Source organism: Alitiscatomonas sp., from assembly GCF_037242085.1.
GTDB lineage: Bacteria > Bacillota > Clostridia > Lachnospirales > Lachnospiraceae > Alitiscatomonas > Alitiscatomonas aceti.
The window spans coordinates 1-19,954 of sequence record NZ_JAXXBR010000072.1; the positions used below are offsets into that span (position 1 = coordinate 1).

The 19,954-nt window shown below is 53.4% G+C and carries 12 protein-coding genes; 6 read left to right on the top strand and 6 right to left on the bottom strand.

Going from position 1 to position 19,954, the window contains the following annotated elements; translation table 11 throughout:
* Positions 1-180: 180 nt before the first annotated feature.
* Both WIH05_RS06645 and WIH05_RS06650 read left to right on the top strand, forming a co-directional pair.
* Entirely contained in the window at positions 181-1,005 is an 825-nt protein-coding gene (locus WIH05_RS06645; RefSeq protein WP_022274254.1) for a metallophosphoesterase, read from the top strand.
* Positions 1,006-1,047: 42 nt separating this feature from the next.
* Complete coding sequence (locus tag WIH05_RS06650) at positions 1,048-1,446, top strand: VOC family protein (RefSeq protein ID WP_022274253.1); 399 nt, start codon at positions 1,048-1,050, stop codon at positions 1,444-1,446.
* Positions 1,447-1,637: 191 nt separating this feature from the next.
* Here the strand turns inward: WIH05_RS06650 and WIH05_RS06655 are convergent, their stop codons facing one another.
* Both WIH05_RS06655 and WIH05_RS06660 read right to left on the bottom strand, forming a co-directional pair.
* Entirely contained in the window at positions 1,638-2,531 is an 894-nt protein-coding gene (locus WIH05_RS06655) for an RsiV family protein (RefSeq protein WP_215654523.1), read from the bottom strand.
* A gap of 86 nt (positions 2,532-2,617) precedes the next feature.
* Positions 2,618-3,082 carry a sigma-70 family RNA polymerase sigma factor gene (locus tag WIH05_RS06660; RefSeq protein ID WP_022274251.1) on the bottom strand — a complete coding sequence of 155 codons (465 nt, stop codon included), beginning with the start codon at positions 3,080-3,082 and terminating at the stop codon, positions 2,618-2,620.
* A 258-nt stretch (positions 3,083-3,340) separates the two neighbouring features.
* On the opposite strand from WIH05_RS06660, the gene WIH05_RS06665 reads away from it, so the two are divergent.
* From WIH05_RS06665 to bsh, 3 genes are read left to right on the top strand one after another with little or no spacing between them, the layout of a single operon-like run.
* The gene (locus tag WIH05_RS06665) at positions 3,341-4,381 is read left to right on the top strand and encodes an alcohol dehydrogenase (protein WP_022274250.1); all 1,041 of its coding nucleotides are present in this window, start codon (positions 3,341-3,343) and stop codon (positions 4,379-4,381) included.
* A 55-nt stretch (positions 4,382-4,436) separates the two neighbouring features.
* Positions 4,437-4,931, top strand: a complete 495-nt coding sequence (locus WIH05_RS06670) for a pyridoxamine 5'-phosphate oxidase family protein (RefSeq protein WP_022274249.1) — start codon at positions 4,437-4,439, stop codon at positions 4,929-4,931.
* 14 nt (positions 4,932-4,945) lie between these two features.
* Entirely contained in the window at positions 4,946-5,920 is a 975-nt protein-coding gene (gene bsh, locus WIH05_RS06675) for a choloylglycine hydrolase (RefSeq protein WP_022274248.1), read from the top strand.
* Between the two features lie 113 nt (positions 5,921-6,033).
* On the opposite strand, the gene WIH05_RS06680 is transcribed toward bsh, so the two are convergent.
* Both WIH05_RS06680 and WIH05_RS06685 read right to left on the bottom strand, forming a co-directional pair.
* Positions 6,034-6,594 carry a CDP-alcohol phosphatidyltransferase family protein gene (locus WIH05_RS06680; protein WP_022274247.1) on the bottom strand — a complete coding sequence of 187 codons (561 nt, stop codon included), beginning with the start codon at positions 6,592-6,594 and terminating at the stop codon, positions 6,034-6,036.
* Between the two features lie 100 nt (positions 6,595-6,694).
* Positions 6,695-7,222: a nucleoside recognition domain-containing protein gene (locus WIH05_RS06685; protein ID WP_337425153.1), complete on the bottom strand. Its 528-nt coding sequence runs from the start codon at positions 7,220-7,222 to the stop codon at positions 6,695-6,697.
* 88 nt (positions 7,223-7,310) lie between these two features.
* Between WIH05_RS06685 and WIH05_RS06690 the strand changes: the two genes are divergently transcribed.
* Positions 7,311-7,667, top strand: coding sequence for an arsenate reductase family protein (locus WIH05_RS06690; RefSeq protein ID WP_022274246.1), 357 nt, complete (start codon positions 7,311-7,313; stop codon positions 7,665-7,667).
* Here the strand turns inward: WIH05_RS06690 and WIH05_RS06695 are convergent, their stop codons facing one another.
* A complete protein-coding gene (locus WIH05_RS06695) occupies positions 7,668-8,714 on the bottom strand; it encodes a hypothetical protein (protein ID WP_337425154.1) in 1,047 nt (348 codons plus the stop codon). It abuts the gene before it with no gap.
* Positions 8,704-19,923, bottom strand: coding sequence for a SpaA isopeptide-forming pilin-related protein (locus tag WIH05_RS06700; RefSeq protein ID WP_337425155.1), 11,220 nt, complete (start codon positions 19,921-19,923; stop codon positions 8,704-8,706). Before WIH05_RS06700 ends, WIH05_RS06695 begins: the two co-directional genes overlap by 11 nt.
* Positions 19,924-19,954: the final 31 nt, after the last annotated feature.

Genomic DNA, 19,954 nt, shown 5'->3' on the forward strand with positions numbered 1-19,954 from the left:
AATACGCCCAGTATAACACAGATTCTTCCCGTTGTAAATTTGTAACGGCGGCCCGCAGCGTACAGGACAACGGCCCCGATGGCTTTGGTCCCCCAGACCGGGAGCGGCCGAATTTCCGGTTGTGTTTCTCTCCTTCCACTATTATACTAGGATCATAAGAAAAACATACGGGAGGTGCCCATGAACGCCATCACCATCGCCCATTTAAGCGATATCCACCATAACCCCGACGAAAACAGCCAGATATCCACATTGCTGCGGGAAAAGGGCCTGCTTGTGGAAAAACTCCTGGGCCAGTGCCTGGAGACCCTGAAGCAGAGAAAGCCGGACATTGTCCTGATCACCGGAGATATGACCCATGAAGGAACGTCCAGCCATTACCGGTATCTCCGTGACGCCCTTTCCTCCACTCTTCCAGGTACTCCGGTGCTCTGCGCCATGGGAAACCATGATGTAAGGGGCGCGTTCCGTGAAGGCTTTCTTGGGCTCGCCCCTTCAGGCGGGCCATACTATGCCTCCGCATCCGTCAAGGGCTGGCTTTTTGTCTCCCTGGACAGTGCCTTTGAAAAGGGGCTGGAAGGGGTACTGACCAAAGAAGCCATGGATTTTCTGGAAAATTCCATGGAAGCGGCGGGAAAAAGCGGGCCTGGATCGTCTGACGGGCCGGAAACCATTCTTTTAATGCACCACCCCATCCTGAAAGCCGCCGGACCCATGGGGCTTACGGCAGATCCCCGTCTCCTCCGGCTGCTGGAAAGCGGCCGCATCGCCGCCATGTTCAACGGCCACGTCCATGGCAGCTATACGGGGACCGTCTGCGGCGTTCCCCAGTTCACGGCTGACTCCTTAAAGACCGGCTGCGATTACTGCGGCCATTTCCTGGCCTATAACGACCGGGCCGGCTACCAGCTTGTGACCTTCCAGGAAAACGGAGACTGGAACGTGGAACGTTTCCTTCTTCATCCGAAAATTGAAACATTTTTTCAAAAAAACCTGTATACATAAAATGGTTAAACATTCATTATTTCAAACACGGAGGTATCATGTATGAAACACTTTACCGGACTTGCCCACATCGCCCTGTTCACCAAAGACCTGAAGACCTCGACAGCGTTTTATGAAGCCCTGGGCGGCGTTGTCACCGACCATGCAGACGTGGAAAAACCGACCGGCACCAACCACATTGTCATGGTGCAGATGCCCGGCTTTTTTCTGGAGATCATCGAGCCCCACGACGGCAGCCCTGTGACCGCCGAAGGAGGCCTGTTCCCCCATATTGCCATTGAGGTGGACGACATTGACGCGGCCTTTGCCGATGTAAAGGCTGCCGGAGTTTCCTCCTTCCGCACGGAAGAACCCATGACCATGCCCATTTTCGGCGGGATCCGGAATCTGTTCTTTAAGGGACCCGACGGCGAACTGATCGAATTATTACAGCATTTATAATTTTCAAGACTATATAAGAAAAAAGCCCGCTTTCGGGCTTCTCCGCCTGCGGCGGACCGCTTCTGCGGACAGATTTCCTTCCGCCCCATGGCGATCCCTGCGGAGCGTTTTTCTTTCATAGAACGAATTTTCCGATTGCATGAAAAGATCCCCTGCCGGACGGCTGATGGCCGCTGGCAGAGGATCTTTTTTTACTGGAACAACTGTCCTGTCACTTCCAAAGGGATCGTGAAGCTTACAGCTCCCATATATCCAGGAGCCACGTCATACTCGTCAAAGTAGATCACCAGCTCCCCGCTGTCGCTGAAGGAATAGCTTTCTTCTCCGGTGAGGCCTGCAAAGTCCATTTCCGGAATATCCGAATCGATGAAGTATGCGATATTTTCATCCTCCTTCATCTGGGCCCGCATCTGCTCCTTGATGTTTTCGCTGATCTTCGTGAGCATTTCTCCGCTTCCTCCGGTCAGATCCGTAAGGCTCACGGTATTTCCGGTTGTCTTATCAATGGTGAACACCTTCACATACTGGGTCCCGCTGGCCATGACCAGAGTTGTATTGATCCGGATGCTCACGTACCGGTCGTTCTGGGACACGATATCATAGCTGGATTCCATGGAATAATGGCCTTCTCCGCCGGATGATTCCAGATCCTTCTCATACTGGGCGATCAGAGACTCTGCATACTCCTCGATCTCCTGATTGGCCGCGATCTCGGTCCCGTTTTCACTGTCGATCTTGGGAATGTCGATCTTACTGTTAAAATTCCCCTGCTCATCTTCAAAGGTCCGGAAGGTCATCACCTTTGCCAGAGTGCCGATGATCGGCAGCTTTTCCATGGCATTGGCCGTTACCGGACTGATATTTGCCAGGGCGCCTACGGTCACCAGAACAGCGGCGGCCGCAACAGCAGTCCTCTTCATCCATACATGATTTTTCATATTTTTTCTTCCTTTCCTGTCCTCCAGGGAAATCACCCTGGATACAGACCTTTCTTTTTCTTCTTTTGCCTGCCTGATACCGGCCAGCATACGGTCTCTGGCATGGGCCGGAACCGGAATCTCCCCATATTTCTGTTTCATATTCATCACCTGGCTTTGGAACTCTTTTTCCAGAAGTTCCTCTTCCTCATATTTACAATTCTTTTCCATTTTTTCCCTCCTGCTCTCTATATTCAGGCCATTTTCACTTGCAGCTCTTTCAAGGTACGGTAGAGACGGCTTTTGATGGTATTGGGATTTTCATCCATGACCATGGCGATCTCCTCCAGCTTCATATCTTCAAAGAAACGAAGGCGTATGAGTGTTTTCTGTTCATCCGTCAGTCCCGAAAGGGCTTTCTGCAGATCTGCATTTCCATAGGATGCGTTGACAGCGATCTCGGCGGCCTCATCAAGAGAAACCGTTTCCCGCTTTTTCCGAAGCTGGCTGATGGCCGTGTTGATCACGATCCGGTAGATCCAGGTCTTGGCAAATGCAGGATTTTTCAGTTTTTCCGCCTCTTTTATGGCTTTATAGGCGCTTTCCTGGACAATATCCAGGGCGTCCTCCTCATTTCTGACATATCCATATGCCAGACGGTAAAATTGTCCATAGTTTTCTGTCAGCACATCTTCAATTATTTTTTCACAGCTGTTCATATTGTCTTGTGCCTTTCTGTATTTTGTTTTCTATTCATTAGACACCCCGCCGTCCGGGAAAGTTTCACAGACCGGAGATTTTCCTTTTGCTCCGGAATTTCCGCTTCTTGTACCGGAGCTTCTGCCTTTTATACCGGATTTTCTGCCTCCGGGAGCCTTCCATCCTCTGGCCGGGTGCTTCACGATGGTTTTGACTTTCCTTATTATAACGCCTATAATAACAGAAGATACGGCTTATTTTTATTGAGGAGGATGGACATGCTCGCATACACATACAAAGAACATGGAAAATTTATTTTAGAAGAAAAAGAAAGGCCTGTTTTAAAGGATCCGAAGGATGCCATTGTAAAGGTCACTCTGGCCAGCATCTGCACCAGTGATCTTCACATCAAGCACGGCTCCGTTCCCAGGGCTGTTCCCGGCATCACCGTGGGCCATGAGCTGGTGGGGATCGTGGAGGAAGCAGGAAGCGGCGTCACAAAGGTAAAGCCTGGGGACCGGGTCACGGTCAACGTGGAAACCTTCTGCGGGGAATGCTTCTTCTGCCAGCACGGCTTTGTCAACAACTGTGAGGATCCTGACGGCGGCTGGGCTCTTGGCTGCCGCATCGACGGCGGACAGGCTGAGTATGTGCGGGTTCCCCACGCAGACCAGGGGCTCAACCGGATCCCGGACTCTGTGACCGATGAACAGGCCCTGTTTGTGGGCGACATCCTGGCCACCGGCTACTGGGCCGCCAGAATTTCAGAAATCAAGCCCGACGATACGGTCCTCATCATCGGAGCAGGTCCCACGGGACTGTGTACCCTGGCCTGTGTTCTCTTAAAAAAGCCAGAAAAAGTCATTGTATGCGAAACCGATGAACGGCGGATCGCCTTCGTAAGAAAGCACTACCCACAGGCCCTGGTCTTTGATCCCAGATCTGAGGACCCGGAGTCCTTTGTAAGATCCCATACCCGCCACAGAGGTGCAGACGTGGTCCTGGAGGTGGCCGGTACGGAAAAAACCTTTGAAATGGCCTGGAAATGCGCCCGTCCCAACGCCATCGTAACGGTCGTCGCCCTCTACGACCGCCCGCAGACGCTGCCGTTACCGGATATGTATGGAAAAAACCTGACCTTTAAAACAGGAGGCGTAGACGGCTGCGACTGCGACGCGATCTTAAAACTGATCGGGGAAGGGAAGATCGATACGACGCCTCTGATCACACACACCTATCCGCTGGAGAAAATTGAAGAAGCTTATGAGCTTTTTGAGGAGAAGCGGGATGGAGTGATCAAGGTGGCGGTGAGGGTGTAGGAAAAATTTTCAGACCATATCATCAAATCCAGATAAAAGAAACGGAGGACTCCCTATGTTCCGCAGTATGAGACGTTCCAGACAGCAGCTGGAAAACGATGAAACCATAAAAATCCTGCGTTCCGGCACCACCGGCGTTCTTGGACTGACCGGTGACGACGGCTATCCCTATACGGTTCCCATCAATTATGTATACGAGAATGGAAAAATTTATTTTCATGGTGCGAGGTCGGGCCACAAATACGATTCCATAAAAAGCCATGACAAGGTGTCCTTATGCGTAATTGAAAAAGAGGACATTATAAAGGAGGAGCTTACCACATATTTTCGCAGCGTGATCCTGTTCGGACGTGCCAGGATCCTGGAAACAGACGAGGAGATCCTCCATGCCGCCAGGGTCTTCAGCCTCCGATACAACGCAGACCGGGATTTTGTGGAAAAAGAGATCCAGAACGAATGGAGCAATCTGTGCTGTGTGGAGATTTCCATTGAGCATATGACCGGGAAAGAGGCCATCGAGCTGACCCGTGCCCGCAGCAATAAAATTTAAACCGGAGGTAGTTTATGTGTACAGCAGCAGCCTATAAGACAAAAGATTTTTATTTTGGCCGGACCCTGGATTATGAATTTTCCTTTGGTGACCAAGTGACCATCACTCCAAGGAACTATCCCTTCCGCTTCCGTTTTCAAGGGACCATGGAAACCCACTATGCCATGATCGGCATGGCCCATGTGGCTGACGATTATCCGCTCTATTATGAGGCCGTAAATGAAAAAGGCCTGGGAATGGCTGGCCTTAATTTCGTTGGAAATGCCCACTATGGGGAAAAGGCGGACGGAAAGGATAATGTGGCCCAGTTTGAATTTATTCCCTGGATCCTGGGACAGTGTGCTTCTGTAAAGGAGGCCCTCCGTCTTCTGGAACAGGTCAATCTGGTCAATACGCCGTTCAGTGAGAGCCTTCCACTGGCCCAGCTCCACTGGATCCTTGCTGACCGGGATGAGGCCGTAACAGTGGAATCCATTCTCTCTGGAATCCATGTATATCCCAATCCGGCGGGAGTCCTTACCAATAATCCGCCGTTTCCAGAGCAGATGTTTAACCTCAATAACTATATGCACCTGTCCCCAAAGGATCCGGAGAATTGTTTTTCTGACAAGCTCTCCCTGAAAACCTACTGCCGGGGCATGGGCGCGCTGGGCCTTCCCGGAGACTTATCCTCCCAGTCCCGCTTCGTCCGTGTCGCCTTTGTAAAGCTGAATTCCGTATCGGGCGATTCTGAGGAAGAAAGCGTCAGCCAGTTCTTCCATATCCTGGGATCCGTAGATCAGCAGAAGGGCTGTTCGGATCTGGGAAATGGAAACTTTGAGATGACCCTGTATACCTGCTGCTGTAATGGGGATAAGGGGATCTACTATTACACCACCTATGGAAACCATCAGATCACTGCCGTGGATATGCACCGGGAGGATCTGGAAGGGGACCGGTTAATTCCGTATCCCCTTGTACAGAAGGAGCAGATCCTGTACCAGAATTAGCCCCAGGCAGACGGAAAACCTTTTGGGAACCCCCGGAAAGCGAAGTTCCCTGATCGGATGAAAAACGGCAGAACCCCTGCAAATGGCAGATTCCGCCGTTTTTCTTTCCGTTTTTATGCTTCTTTTTTCATTTTCCTGAACACTGGCACATACATGAGCAAAGCTGCCGCCATGACTGCCATCATAAACAGGATCAGACCGTTTGCAGCGGCCTCCGGCATTCCGTACCACAAGAACAATACCAGCATTCCCACAAACAGCAGGGCCGTACAGACCTTTCCGAACCACATTGCGCCGTCCAGCTTCTTTCCCCGCTTTAAGAGGATCAGTCCCATAACTGCCATATACCCCTCCTTCACGGCCAGAAGCGCCGCCAGCGCCCACATCAGAGGATACTTGAACGCCAGACAGAGGGCCAGGGCTCCGTGGGTCAGTTTATCCGCCAGAGGATCCACGAACTTCCCCAGCTCTGTGACCATATGAAACCGCCGGGCCACCCAGCCGTCCAGAAGATCTGTCACACTGGAAATAAAGACCACAGCCGCCGCCCGGTAAACATCTTCCCTGGTACTGGCGGTAAGATACATCCAGCTGAATACTGGTATCATGAGAATGCGAAAATAGCCCATCAGATTGGGAATCGAAAAAATTTCTTTTCTGCTGATCTTTGCCATATGCTCCACCCCGTTTTCTTTTTTGGATTCCGGCAGCCAAGGCTGCCATTCTTTCCTTTATCCTCATTATAAACGGACTGGTCTCCCAATACAACCCCGATCAGACCATGCTCCCCGCCAGAATAATACTGGCGCCGATCCCGGCGGCCGTAGCTGCCAGGGCCCCCGGAAGCGTCCACCGGGTCTTCCGGATCCCCGCAGTCATAAAATATACGCTCATGGTATAGAAGATCGTCTCCGTGCATCCCATCATAATGGACACCATGTTCCCTATCAGCGAATCCGGACCGTATTCCTTAAAGATATCCAGGATCAGCCCCGTGGCCGCAGAGCTGGATACCAGGCGGACCAGGACCACAGGGACCAGAGGGACCGGGATATGGAGCCAGCCCGCCGGGGTCCTTAGAGCTTTTGCCGCAGCTTCCAGGAAACCGGACTCTCTTAAAATCCCCACTGCGGCCATAAGACCGATCAGAGTGGGAAGGATGCCCGCAACTGTCTTCATCCCCTCGGAAGCCCCCTTTAAAAAATCATCAAAGACCGGCCGGCCAGACAGTATCCCAAACCCCACAATATAAAAAACCGCCAGCGGAACCATAAATTCCGACAGAAAAACCAGTATGTCCATAAGCTCTGCTCCTCTATGCCTGCTTTGAACCATTGTATTCTCTCCGGAAATCAGATATACTTATAAAAAACAACAGGAGGTTGTGCATATGAGTCTGTTATTTTTAGAGTATCCGCCCTGTTCCACCTGCAAAAAAGCAAAATCCTGGCTGGACGCCCACGGGGTCCAGTATACCTCCCGCCATATTAAGGACCAGAATCCCTCAAAGGAGGAGCTGAAGGCCTGGTATCAGAAAAGCGGGCTGCCTTTAAAGCGCTTTTTCAATACCAGCGGTCTTCTTTATAAATCCATGGCCTTAAAGGATAAGCTGCCGTCCATGACTGAAGAGGAGCAGCTGGAGCTCTTATCCACCGATGGAATGCTGGTAAAGCGTCCCATCCTGGTATCTGAGGATTTTGTTCTCGTAGGTTTTAAAGAAAGCGAATGGAGCGAAGCGCTCGGCTGATCAGGAGCCTGGACCCTTGTCCGGGCTTTCGCTTTCCCTCTTTTCTCTTCTTCTGGACATCCATAAAAGCGCCGTGCCTCCCAGGATCAAAATGAAAAAACCAGTTCCAAAAACCACTTTGGTCAGATGTTTTTTTATCCAGTACAGGAACCTCTCCGCCGCACTGAGCGTTTTTTTCTGCTCCTCATGTGGAAGCGTTTCCATTTTCTCCGTTTCTATTTCTGTTCCCTGGCTCTCTTCCTCCTTCTGGCTGCTTTCCGGTTCCCGGCGTATCTCCTGGTACAGTCCGATATATTGTTTTCCCTTTACCTCCGGTGTTTTTACCTGTCCGCCGTACCGTACCTCCACATTTCTCACCAGCTTTTCCCCGGTGGCCCGTGCGTCCCGGCACAGGATCCCTTCTTTTTCATAGGTTTCCCCGCTCCATTCCACATTCTCTACACGATAGCACTCTTCCGGAAGGCCCAGGTACTCCAGAAATTCCGTTCCATAAGAGGACAGCTCCGCATCTTTCGGTATTTCCGCGTTCCCCAGCTGGAATACATCTGCATCATAGCCGGACACTGTGATCAGGAACTGAAAGCCGCCAGTCCACTGGGCGCTGGTCTCCTCCGTCTCCAGCCTGGGGATCTCTCTTTCATATTCCTGTCCGGTCTGCTCATCCGTCAATGTGACCCGGGCCGTTTCCGGGGGCTCCTGCCTGCCCTCCAGGACATATGGAACCGTGACAGAAGCATACGTCATGGTCCCTCCCTGGCTGACCTGGCGGATCCGCCTGGAAACGAGCCGGTACTGCTTTCCATCCCGTTCCAGGATCTCCTTTAGCTCCGGGGCCTGTCCCGCATCGGTAAATACCTGGCCTTCAAGGGTAAGCGTCTCCGCCGCCGGTGTCTCTTCTGTACGGTCCGGCAGGCTTTCTGCACCATAAGCGGCGGCTGCTCCGCTTATGGCACAGGAACCGGACCATATCCATGCCAGGCAGAAGCTTATCCCAAAAAGCACAGCCCCGGGGACTGATCCCTGTCTCTTCCATCCTTTATTTTTCAAATGTATCCCTCCTCCAAAGGATCAGACAGATGCTTCCGCCCAGGATCCCCAGAACAGCCAGGGCTCCATATACCCAGGGCCTTTGCTGGTCTCCTGCCCTTGGGATCTTTGTCCGGATCCTGGATGGGTGGCTGATCCGAAGCTCCCCTCTGCCATCCAGCTCGATCTCATACCGGGCAGTTATGATTCCTTTTTTCCTAGGCTCCTCCGTCGGCTCAGTTTCCGGAGTCTCTGTCTCATCTGGCGTTTCCGGTTCCGTTTCTCTGTCATCGTCCGGTACCGGCCGTTCCGGTTTTTCTGGTTTCCCTGGTTTTTCTGGTTCTTCCGGCTCCTTTCTTTTATCCTCCATGACCACCCGGTCTATGGTCCCATCCTCTGATACTGTAAACGTCACCTCCTCTGCGATCTGATATCCAGAAGGCGCCGTCACCTCTGAAAGTGTATACGCTTCTCCTGCGTTGAGTCTTCCCATGATCCTGTGAGGCGTATTCCCCGATGTCCACCGGTCCACCACACGCCCATTCTTATCCTTTAGGACCAGGACTGCTCCGGGAAGCTCCTCCCCAGTGACCATGTCGGTTTTTCGGATCTCCGCCTGGGTGGGCCTGTCCTCCATCCTCACCCTGTGGATGCCTCCATCCCCGCCGACTGTAAATGGGATCTCCTCCGCCCAGGCATAACCCGTGGCAGGTAAAACCTCGGCTAAAAGATACGTTTCTCCCGGCTTCAGGATTCCCGTGATCTGGATCTCCTCTCCGGATACCCATTCCTTTAGCAGCTTTCCATCCAGGCTTTTTATGGAAAGCACTGCCCCGGAAATCTCTTCTCCTGTGATCAGATCCGTCTTTCGGATCCGCACGTCTGTCTCCTTATTTTTCAGATCTGCCAGGATCATTTTTCCGTTTTCACCAATGGAAACGGATACCCGTCCGGATAAAAATTCGGTTCCATCGCTGAAGACTACAATTTCCTCCAGGGTGTATGCCTCTCCCTTTGCGAAAAGCAGCTCTCCCTGTCCGTTTTCTTCATTCACGATTTCATGGGTCAGTCCTCCTCCCTCTGTTTTCCAGGTATCCAGCACCGTATGTCCTTGTCCGCAGAATACGTACCGTGTCCCGACAGGCACCCTCTTACGGCTTTCCAGGATACGTTCCCGGTTTTCATCCGAAAGGCAGATCGTCTCCCTCTCTAAGAGCATGCTGCTGCCATCGGAAAAACCGATCGCTTCTTCCCAGGTAAGGACCGCTCCTGTATTTTCCTGTTCCACAGCCTCTCTAAAAGCCGTAAGCTCTCCTGTCATGGGAGCCGTAAGGATTTCCTTTCCATCCCTTTTTAAGGTGATCCATCCTCCCTGGACCCTGCGTCCCCTGACAAGAATCGATCCGATCCTGTCCTTTTCTGCGTCATACAGGATCTGGATCAGACTGGATGCGCCGGATATCTCAGCTATGCTCCGTCCGTCAGCCGATACGGTAAACATCACCGGATCCGCTGCGGAGTATCCCTCTGGCGCTTCCTCCTCCACAAGGAAGTACGTTCTTCCTCCGGATAATTTTCCCGATACCAGGTGGGGCTCCGGACCGGAGATCCATGTTTCCAGCGGCTCTCCCCAGGGCTGCATTTTTCCATTTTCTGCCTTTGCATTATAAATGGACAGCCGCGCCCCCTTTACAAAATGATCCGTATGAAAGCTGCTTTTGGAAAACCACAGCCTGGTTTCTTCATTTTCTGCCTTTATTTTCTGCACGGCCACCGGCGTATGGTCATTGTTAAACCAGAATTTCCATACCCTATGGTCCAGACAGAAGCCCTCCGGGGCCTGGATCTCCCGTACCTGGTATTCATACGGCACAGCCCTTCCATCATCTCCCAGATATGCCGCCGGAAGTTCTCCGGACACCGCTTTCCCATCGCTGCCGGTCACCATACGGAAAAGCTCCCCGGTCTTTGCATTTTTCACCTCAAACCATGCTCCCGGAAGCGGTTTCTCGTGCCACTGGGCATCCAGCTTTAAAATCTCGATCTGTCCTCTGGAAAGACGGTTCACCGCCTGGATGATCCCACCGGAATCCTTTCCGATCTCGATCTTCTGCGGCTCCATGGCTGAAAAATGATCCGGCGTCCTAAGCTCTGCCAGATAATAGGTCCCCTCCCTTACAGGAGGGAGCCGGTGCAGACGCAGGTCGCCTGGTCCATACCCCTCCGGGATCCTTCCCTCTGCCAGATCATCCGCCGTATAGGTCCCTTCCCCTCCCGACGTCCAGGTATCTTCCAGAAGCTCTTCCTCTGCGGAAAATCCCCCGTTTTCGTCTGCCCGGTAAAGGGCCAGCCTGGCTCCGCGGATCTGCCGTCCATTCTCATCAGTCTTGTCTGCATACCACTGTCTGCGCCTGTTCTCCATATAATACCGGATCACCTGGTTCTCTTTCTTCACCTGGACCAGCACCGGCTCTGCCGTTTCATAGCCCCCTGGCGTTTCCGTTTCCACCAGAACATAATATCCTTCCGGGATACGGTCGATCCGGTGGAGGCCTCCCCTTGTATCAAAGCTGCATGCCGCCGGGGCATCCCGGAACATACCTGTTTTATAATGGTACTGATATTCAAATTTCCAGTCCCCATCTGGTCCGGTCCGGGATGCAGTCACCCGCAGACAGCTTCCGTCCGAAAGGCTCCAGAGCTGGACGACCGTTTCCCCGTTTCCTGTGCTGCGGCTTTCCGTCCGCTCTCCTGTCCCGGTACGCTTTCCATCGTATACCTTCCAGGAAAAGCGTTCAAAGTCCTCTCCGTATTCCCGGAACATGGCCTCATACGCCTGGGAGAGCTCCGTTCCGTAAAAGGAAAGATCATCCGCAGTCCAGGTATCCACAGGGTTTCCCTTCTGGTATACATACGCTCCGTTTTCCGTCATGACCGTTCCATTTTCCTCCAGAACCGCAGGATAAAGAGCGAGCCCTGCTCCATGGCGCTCCGGCAGAGGCCTCCGGATTCCCTTTTCATCCTCCTCATATTTATAAATTTCCACCTTCGTATGATCGTCCTTTAAAACGAAGCTCTGGAGCTCATCCACTGGCCTTATGGTGATCTCCATGGAGGACGGCAGATATCCGGGAGGGGTCTTCAGCTCCTCCAGGATATAATCTCCTGCTGGAATCCCCTCAAAATACATCGGACGCCCATCCGTTATCCACCGGGCAGTCTTTGAAACCGGGTGATTATCCACAGGATCCTCTGTATTCCACACAGCCGGAGTATTTCCTTTTTTCACAAGGTAATAGCCCTTGGGATACTTCTCCAGATCCTTGGAATATACTCTTCTGGCCGGATAAAGGGCCAGCTCTGCCCCCTTCACCATCTGATGGGAATAAAAGCCCTTTCCCTCCACAGTCCATTCCTCTGTCTGCCCGCTTTCCCCATTTACCACAGGGATCCTGTACGTCTCCGTTCCATCTGTTTTCAGTATTTCTACCCGTATTTTTTCATCCGTCATGGTGGTCCTCTGAATGTCCCGGGTCTCCTCTACCCGGACTGCCTGCGGAAACGCCCGCGTATACCCTGGCGGAACACCGGTTTCTTCCATGATATAGGTTCCAGGGATCACGCGCCGGAGCATATCCGCCTGCCCCCAGGTCATCTCCCCTTCAGACGGATCCTGGGGCGACCTCTCCCCGGATATCCACAGATTCGGAATGATCCAGAACTCCCCGTTCCGGTGCCGGACGGGTTTTCCGTCCCCTTCTGTCTCTGGATCTCCCACATCATAAAGTGTTTCCGGCTCTCCTATGGTATAGGAAGCCTTATGGTACTGCTCCAACAGGTCGTCATACCGGAAATACAGATAATCCCCATCCCTGTCATAAACCGCCTCGCCCTTTTTGTACGTTTCCCCATTGACCGGATAGTAACGCACCATCCCATAAGAGTCATAAAACGGCTTCAGCCTTTTCTCCAGTTTTCCAGTCTCCGGATCCCAGGTTCCCGTAAGATACGCATTTTCTGTTCCGGCGTTGACCTCTCCGGGACGTCCGGTGAGGATCTTTTCCCTGGCGATCCGGTTCCCATATGGATCATAAAAGGAGATCACCGGCCATACAAAATAGTGGGCTTCATCCTTTCCAAGGGGACCGGTTCCGGATTTTTCCACATAAGCCAGCCCCGTGTATGGATCCACACAGGCATCCCGCTGCATCTCCTGGTTCAGATGGTAGATCTCTGTTCCCGGATCCATGGACAAAAACGCCTTTGCCCCAGGATCATAGACCAGCCTGGACAGATCCCCTCCGGCCAGCTCAAGGAATGGCTGTCCGCCCTGGAATGCGTAAACAGACCGGGTATCCGGAGTGATCCTTATTTTTTCCCCATCTCTTCCAAATCCGTATACGATCCCATCCTCTCCTGTCTCCAGTACCTTAAGATTCCCCAGATCGTAGAACAGTACCGAGGTATCATCCCGCTTCTCCTCCTGTAATGACCAGCGGCCATTGTCATCCTTTTTTAACCGGAAAGCGCTGCCTGCATACCCTTTCTTCACCTGGATATCCAGAACGTTTCCGTTCCGGTCTCTCTGGATCTCTACCCCCTCCATCCTGTGATCCCCCATATCGCCGGAAGGACGCACCTCTATGGCTTCAAAAAGAGCCATTTCCGCCCCGGCCACATACCGGTTCTGATCACCGGCTGTTTCCAGTGTCCTGGTCACATAGCCATAGCCCTGGAAGATCCCATTTTCGTAAACGATCTCCACCCGCTCCCCGGCTGCCTTTCTTTCCTCCAGATATTCCAGGGTCCCTTTTTTCCATCCAAAGCCCTGGTACGTTCCCATGGAATTATATGCAGGCTCCAGGTTTTCCAATCCGTAGACCGCTTCCAGGAAGGAAAGGCTTCCCTCTACGCGTCCCGAGACCTTCATCCCCTCGTAAGACGCCGGGGTCTTCACTTTGGATACCTCCAGGCTGACTCCTGTGTTGTTTACATAGATCCTGGCTGTGTCCTCCACAGCTTCATCCTCGCCCTCCTTCCTGGAGCTGAAACGGACCGCCGCCCTTTTATCCTGGGAGTCTCCGGTATAATACCAGATCCCATCGCTGTATATTTCCACGGGAACAGGCAGACTCCTGGCGTACCCGGCCGGAGCCAGAAGCTCTGCCAGAACGTACATCCCTGCTGTCAACGGCTCTGGTGTCTCCACATAGCCGGTGATCTGCAGCGGTTCCCCTTCATCCCCGTCATAAACGGAGGAAAGGGCCAGAAAGTCTCCCGTCCTCACTCCGGACTGGTCCCTGAAAATAATACAGTCCTCTTCCCGGCATACAGGCGTTCCTGCGGGCACGGTTCCATAAAACAGACTACCTGGCCCCTGGATCCTGGCAAAGGGCATGATCCCCCTTGCTCCCATGGCCTCCAGAAACGCCCGGCTTCCCTGGATCACCGTCTCTGCTTCATACCGCTTTACAGCGCCGTCCCCATCCTTCTCCTCATTCCGGTCTGCTTTATAAAGGGCAAATACTGCTTCATCATGGAGGATCTGCTCTCCGGTCTCCGCATCCAGCTTTTCGATCCGCAGCCTGGTCCGGTACAGCCTGTTTAAAAAGGTCCGGAATACAAAATCCTCAGTCTGGCTCCACGGCTCTAACATATGGGCATACTTTCCATCCCAGGACGACCTGTCACGCTCCTCCCCATAGGGATATACATAGAAATCCCCTCTGTGGCCATGGCCCTTTACCACATATTTCCCGTCCGGTTCCCTTTCGTTTCCTTTCTTTACTCCGTCAAACCGGATCCGATACCGCCCGGCTGTTTTTTCCGGCGGCTCCTTACTGTTGTACACCAGCTCCTCTGAAAGACGGTCCGGGATCTCCGCCCATCCGTCCTCATACACCGATGGGAGAACGATCTCCTTCGGCGGATCGATCCGGTAATGCCGGTTCTCAAAATCCATCCATTGGGCTTTAAAGGGCTGCTGCTCTGCCAGGACATAGGTTCCATATGGCAGATACTCCGATATCCCGAAGGCGTACTCCGCTTCTCCCCCCTGCATTTTAAGCTGCCAGGCGGACAGGGTCGTCTTATCCCGGTCGATCCCTCCGTTTTCCTCACTGTCCCACCGGATGGAATACAGAGAATCCAGATCATACTTAAAAAATGGCTCCAGATACTCCTCCGCCCTGAGGATGGCTTTATAAAGAGCCCGGTCGTATACCTGGTCCCCATAGGCGGCCTCTGCTCCATTCTCTGCCAGTTCCTCCTTTACCTGGTCCTCCAGATACCAGGTAACTGCAAACTGGCGTACTGCATCGGACCGCTTTGCATTTTCCCTGGCCTCCGGCGAGGAATTGACTGTATTTTCTACTCCCGTAAGAAGACTCCTGGCAAAGGGCTTAAAGGAGGAATTTACCACCTGGCCCTCCAGGTCCCACTTGTCCGTATCCGCCGTCCGGACCGCATGGAAAAATTTTTCATAATTGTGATCCTCCAGGACACTTCTTTCCGTCTTTACCGTATACAGCTTCTGCACCAGCTCCGGAAATACCCTGTGGTACTGGTCCACGTCCACAGCCGTTCCGTTTTTATCTGTCCATGTGATCGCTCCGTCCTCGTCACAATACAGCCGTTCCAGATTGGATCTTAAATAAATTTTAAACCGGAAATTCCCCAGGGCCTCCCCGCTGTCCACATCCTTTACGACCTTTACCATCTGCCTGACGGGGCGCTCCAGGACCTGGACCGGAGCCAGGACCGTATCCCCATCCTCCGTGATCTTATGCTGGCCTCTGTAAACCAGATGCTTTGCCACAATATATGTATCGGCCCCTCCATCCCCTGTAAAAGCCGAAGCGCTTATGGAAATATTTCCAAACCGCGCAAGATATTCTGCAAAGCCGATCGGATCCCCGGCCCGGTAGCCATATACATTCCCTGCTCCCAGGCTGTCGACCTCCGCTTTTGTAAGCACGGTCTGCTTTCTGGGAAGCTTCGCCATAAAGGAAAGCGTCAGCCGGCCATTTTCGTCTGAAAACGCTTTTCCAAAGCTGTCGGTGCCCTTAGAGGCGACCCGGACCCTGTGTATCCCCATTTTCCGGTCATACTCTGCCTGTTCCAGCCTTACATCTGTATCCGCCAGCTCCTTTTCTGTGGTGATCTCAATTTTATCTATGGTTTCTGTGAGGGGGACCTGCCAGCCGTGCTCCGGGTCTCCGTCTATATAATCCACGATCCTTTCACCGGCTTCATGATATACCATCACCTGATGGTCCATATCCTGGAGTTGCCCTTTTCCATCCACAAGCACCGCCGGAGTCAGGACCACGTCTATGTAATACCGCTTTCCAGCCCCGCTGCCCATATAGTACCGGCGTTCTGTCTGGAAGCAGTGGCTTCCTTCCCGGCTGTATTCCTGATACATCCACCGTAAATGGACCGGATCCTCCAGGACAGAATACACCTTATCCACCTCCGCTTTCCCATTTTCCTCCTTCATGGTAAAAAAACGGCGGCTTCCCCGGACCGACGCGCCCGCATACAGGACTGCGCAGCATGTATCTCCGGACATTTCAAAGGCGTCGATGCCGCCAAAGCTCCATTGGGGGTGCTCCGCATACCATAAAAGAATCTTCTCCAATACGGCGGCAATCTCTGCGTCCGGCCCAAGGCCTTCCAGGGAAAGAGTCGTGACCGCTGCTCCATAATGCGTTTTTACTGCCGGTTCCCCGGGAGCGGCTGTCATGCCAAAAATATCCGTCTGGCCCTTTTTGACCCCTCTGCTGTATACCGGAAGCTCTCTCGATGAGCAGGTCCCGTCCGCCATGACAGGGATCTCATATCCGTTGCGGTTCAGGATCTCCTCCACCTCTGCCTTCAGATACCGGAACGCCGGGTCCTCCGGGTCCGTAAGGTCGTGGTCCGCCGCCTTTTCCCTGAGCATCGGCTCTGTCTCATCCAGCTCCAGATCTGTGAGCCCCATGACCGGCGTCTGCGGAACATGCTCCGCCCTTAAGATCTGCGGCTCTGTCCGGCTCATGGGATGCTGCCCGGTGATCCTGCCGTCCGGCCCATATTCCGGTTCATATCTCACATGGCTCCGGTCTGTATCCGCAGTTTTCCATACCTGGTCCCCATTCTCATCCTTCACAGGGACCTCCTCTGTGCCGGTCACATGGGGCCCCGTCACCTCCTTCTCCCCTGTATCCACCCGGAAAAACTCCGTATCCTCTGGAAATCCGGAAAAAATAAGCTCATATCCTCCGGTTCCCGACTCCGGATCCACAGTCCCGGAAGAGGTCACCATAAATGGAAGCTGGTCAAAGCCGTTTCCGCTTCCATCCTCTCCCTCCATGGAGGCGGAAAGCTCCGGCATGGAGACAACGGACATCCCCCTTAAGGAGGCTGCCCCCTCTGGCGTCTCAAAGCCAGCTCCTTTATTGGTCCACTGGCCGGAGCGCCCGTTGACCGACAGCTCATATCCCTCGCTTCTGGACAGCTCCTTCACATAATACCGTCCCAGGAGCAGAGGCCTCCCGATCCAGCAGTTCCCATTGACGGACAGATTTTCCCCATAACGGTTTCCAGGACCTTCCCATCCTGGATCCGTCCGTCTGACCGTTTTTCCCACATCATAATCAAAGGTGGTTCCAGGCGCCTCTGTATAAACGGTAAATCCAGCGTTTCCATCCCGGTCGGTGGCTGCCACCGCCGTAAGATCATCCTTTTTATAAACGATTCCCGTATTGATCAGCTTCCCATCCCTTCCTAACTCCGAGTCGGGATGGACGATGTCCTCGGCTGCAAACAGGCCGTAAACGGCTCCCTCCAGGCTTCCGTCTCCTTCCGTATCCCCGAAAGAGGAGTATTCCTCTGATTCTCCCTTATAGAGGTTCAGATCCCGCTTGTTGATATGGATCTCGCCCTCGGTCCTGTGATCCTTAACGATCCATGAATCCCCGCAGCCCTCCTCTCCATTGCAGTGGGAAAAGATCCCCGGATCCCCTGTCTCCAGATGACGGATCCCGTCCGGACGGGCATTCTCCAGATACGACTGGAAATCTCCTCCCCCCTGTTCCTCCCAGTCCTCATCCTCCAGCTCCCCTTCATCTGCCAGCAGCATGGAAAACAGCTTCCAGGCATTGGAGGAAGTAAAGATCCGTCCTGCGTTGGAAGGCGTAAGGAGCCTCTCTGTATCAGACGGGGTGGAGATCCCAGAAGCCTTTAAGGTCTGCACCTTCCTTCCGGCAGTCTCCGCCTGTATTTCTCCGCTGTCTCTGGAGCCCGTATACCAGATGTTTTCTGTAATGTCCCCGCTGTCTCCCTCTGCCCGGCTACATACAGCCCCATTCTGGGACGATGTGGTCGTCACCAGCTCCACAGGAATATCGTCGTTATGGAGACCATGAAGGATATAGCCATTCCTGGCCTGTATCTCCTTCCACGTATAGGTAAATCTCAAGGAAGTAAAATTCTCATACGTCTCTTCGCAGTCAGCCCTGCAGCCGGACGCCTCAAAGGCGCTGCCGGACCCTGTATCCTCTTCCGGTCCGCCTTTATCCTGCTCTCTGGCCTCTCCCCCGCCGGTACCGCTTTCCAGAACTCCGGCCACCTGGTCAAACGCGCTTTCATCAGAAACCCAGTGAAAATGAACGCCCCCCTCTGCCTCTGCTTCACAGGCCTCCACCAGGGACAGCCATTCCTCTGCCGCCGCACGGTTCTTATCCCTTGTGACCTCTGCCGCCTCTTCCCAGGAAGCATCCCCGCTCCTATCCTCTTTTCCTGTGTCGGAGCCTGGATCCTTTTGGGGAATATCTGCCCATTGAGGAACTCCATGGCCGTCGCAGTACGTTTTTGAATACACGTAGCTCCGGCTGTCCGTATGGGAGATCTCTCCATTTTCGTCTGTGGTCCCCTCGGCAAAGATCTGAAAGCCATCCCATGGAGCAAAGCTTATATTTTCCGTCGAAAGCCCGGCTCCTCTTTCATCGGTCCCAAGGCTTCCCCCATCCTCAAACCGCTCATACAGATAAAACTGGCTCCCCTTTAAGGGCATTCCAGTCTCATCGTCCAGCTTTTTCAGCCGCACGTTATAATCGGACTGAAAGGTTTCCTCGTGGCGGAAGACCTGGAAAGACAGCTCCGGCTCTCCGCCCCCGTAGGCCGGCTCACGGTCGTCATCCGGACCGCCTCCATCCCCCTCCTGGCTTACGACTATATAAAAGACCATATCCGACGGCACGATCTCGATCCCGGCCTTATAAAGCCTCTGGTGCTGCGGAGCATTGACACACGCCTTAAAGTCCATCCATTCATGGAGATAGTCGTCGTTCCAGCTTCCCTCCGTATACCAGCCGGAATTTTTCCGCATGGTGATCTTATAGCGGACCATGGTCTTATTGTATTTCTGCTCCTCTGTCATGGTACTGTCCAGAGCATTCTCATTGGCTGTGGCAGAGCCGTTATTATGGATCTTAATGGAGTCTCCGCTCCAGGTGATCTCATATAATTCCTCTCCCAGAACGGACCTGGCGATATTTTTGTCCTGGGACGCGTCCAACCAGCCCACATTTCCTCCCGTGGAGCCGTTGTCCCAAACGCTCTGGGGCTCGATCTTTGCAATATCCCGGATAAACTCACTCCCCAGGAAAAACTCTGTATCCAGGGCGCCTGGACCATCGGAGAAGGGCAGTACCGTAAACGGTACTGCCGTTTCCTCGGAGGTGGCATCCCGGATGGCGTCCGGCGCTTCCTTTCCTTTCTCCCCACCATCCGCCGCCATCTGCTCCATGGCGGCTATGGCCCTTTCCTCGATCTCCGGGTGATCCGCCACCCACGCAAACCTTGTACTGGGATCGTCCTTCACCCGTTTTACCACATTGGGGCCCGACGCCGTGGAGGCGATCTCCCCATAAAGCTCCGGATCAAATTTCCGGGCCGCCTCTTTTAATGCGGTCCAGTTACTGGGATAGGCCCAGAACAGCCGTTTCGTCTGGGGCTCTGTCAGCGGCGACGGCAGAGTATCGTATTCATAGATGTCATACCGGTCCACCTGCTTCCATCCCTTTCCTCCGTCCAGACAGTAAAACGGAGCCGTTGCCTTCTGGGGCCATACGCTGGAGGCCCTGGCCGGGAGGGGAAACGGCACAGCCAGAGCCAGCAGGACTGCGGCCATGACCAGGGCTGTCCCCCTTTTTACTGATTTTTTATTCCAAATGCATTCCATCATATCCATGTCCTTTCTTGATCTCCCGGCCAGG

Bases quoted from the DNA above. Each gene is read 5' to 3' on its own strand.
- WIH05_RS06645 (WP_022274254.1), top strand. From the start codon at position 181: ATGAACGCCATCACCATCGCCCATTTAAGCGATATCCACCATAACCCC.
- WIH05_RS06650 (WP_022274253.1), top strand. From the start codon at position 1,048: ATGAAACACTTTACCGGACTTGCCCACATCGCCCTGTTCACCAAAGAC.
- WIH05_RS06655 (WP_215654523.1), bottom strand. From the start codon at position 2,531: ATGAATATGAAACAGAAATATGGGGAGATTCCGGTTCCGGCCCATGCC.
- WIH05_RS06660 (WP_022274251.1), bottom strand. From the start codon at position 3,082: ATGAACAGCTGTGAAAAAATAATTGAAGATGTGCTGACAGAAAACTAT.
- WIH05_RS06665 (WP_022274250.1), top strand. From the start codon at position 3,341: ATGCTCGCATACACATACAAAGAACATGGAAAATTTATTTTAGAAGAA.
- WIH05_RS06670 (WP_022274249.1), top strand. From the start codon at position 4,437: ATGTTCCGCAGTATGAGACGTTCCAGACAGCAGCTGGAAAACGATGAA.
- bsh (WP_022274248.1), top strand. From the start codon at position 4,946: ATGTGTACAGCAGCAGCCTATAAGACAAAAGATTTTTATTTTGGCCGG.
- WIH05_RS06680 (WP_022274247.1), bottom strand. From the start codon at position 6,594: ATGGCAAAGATCAGCAGAAAAGAAATTTTTTCGATTCCCAATCTGATG.
- WIH05_RS06685 (WP_337425153.1), bottom strand. From the start codon at position 7,222: ATGGACATACTGGTTTTTCTGTCGGAATTTATGGTTCCGCTGGCGGTT.
- WIH05_RS06690 (WP_022274246.1), top strand. From the start codon at position 7,311: ATGAGTCTGTTATTTTTAGAGTATCCGCCCTGTTCCACCTGCAAAAAA.
- WIH05_RS06700 (WP_337425155.1), bottom strand. From the start codon at position 19,923: ATGATGGAATGCATTTGGAATAAAAAATCAGTAAAAAGGGGGACAGCC.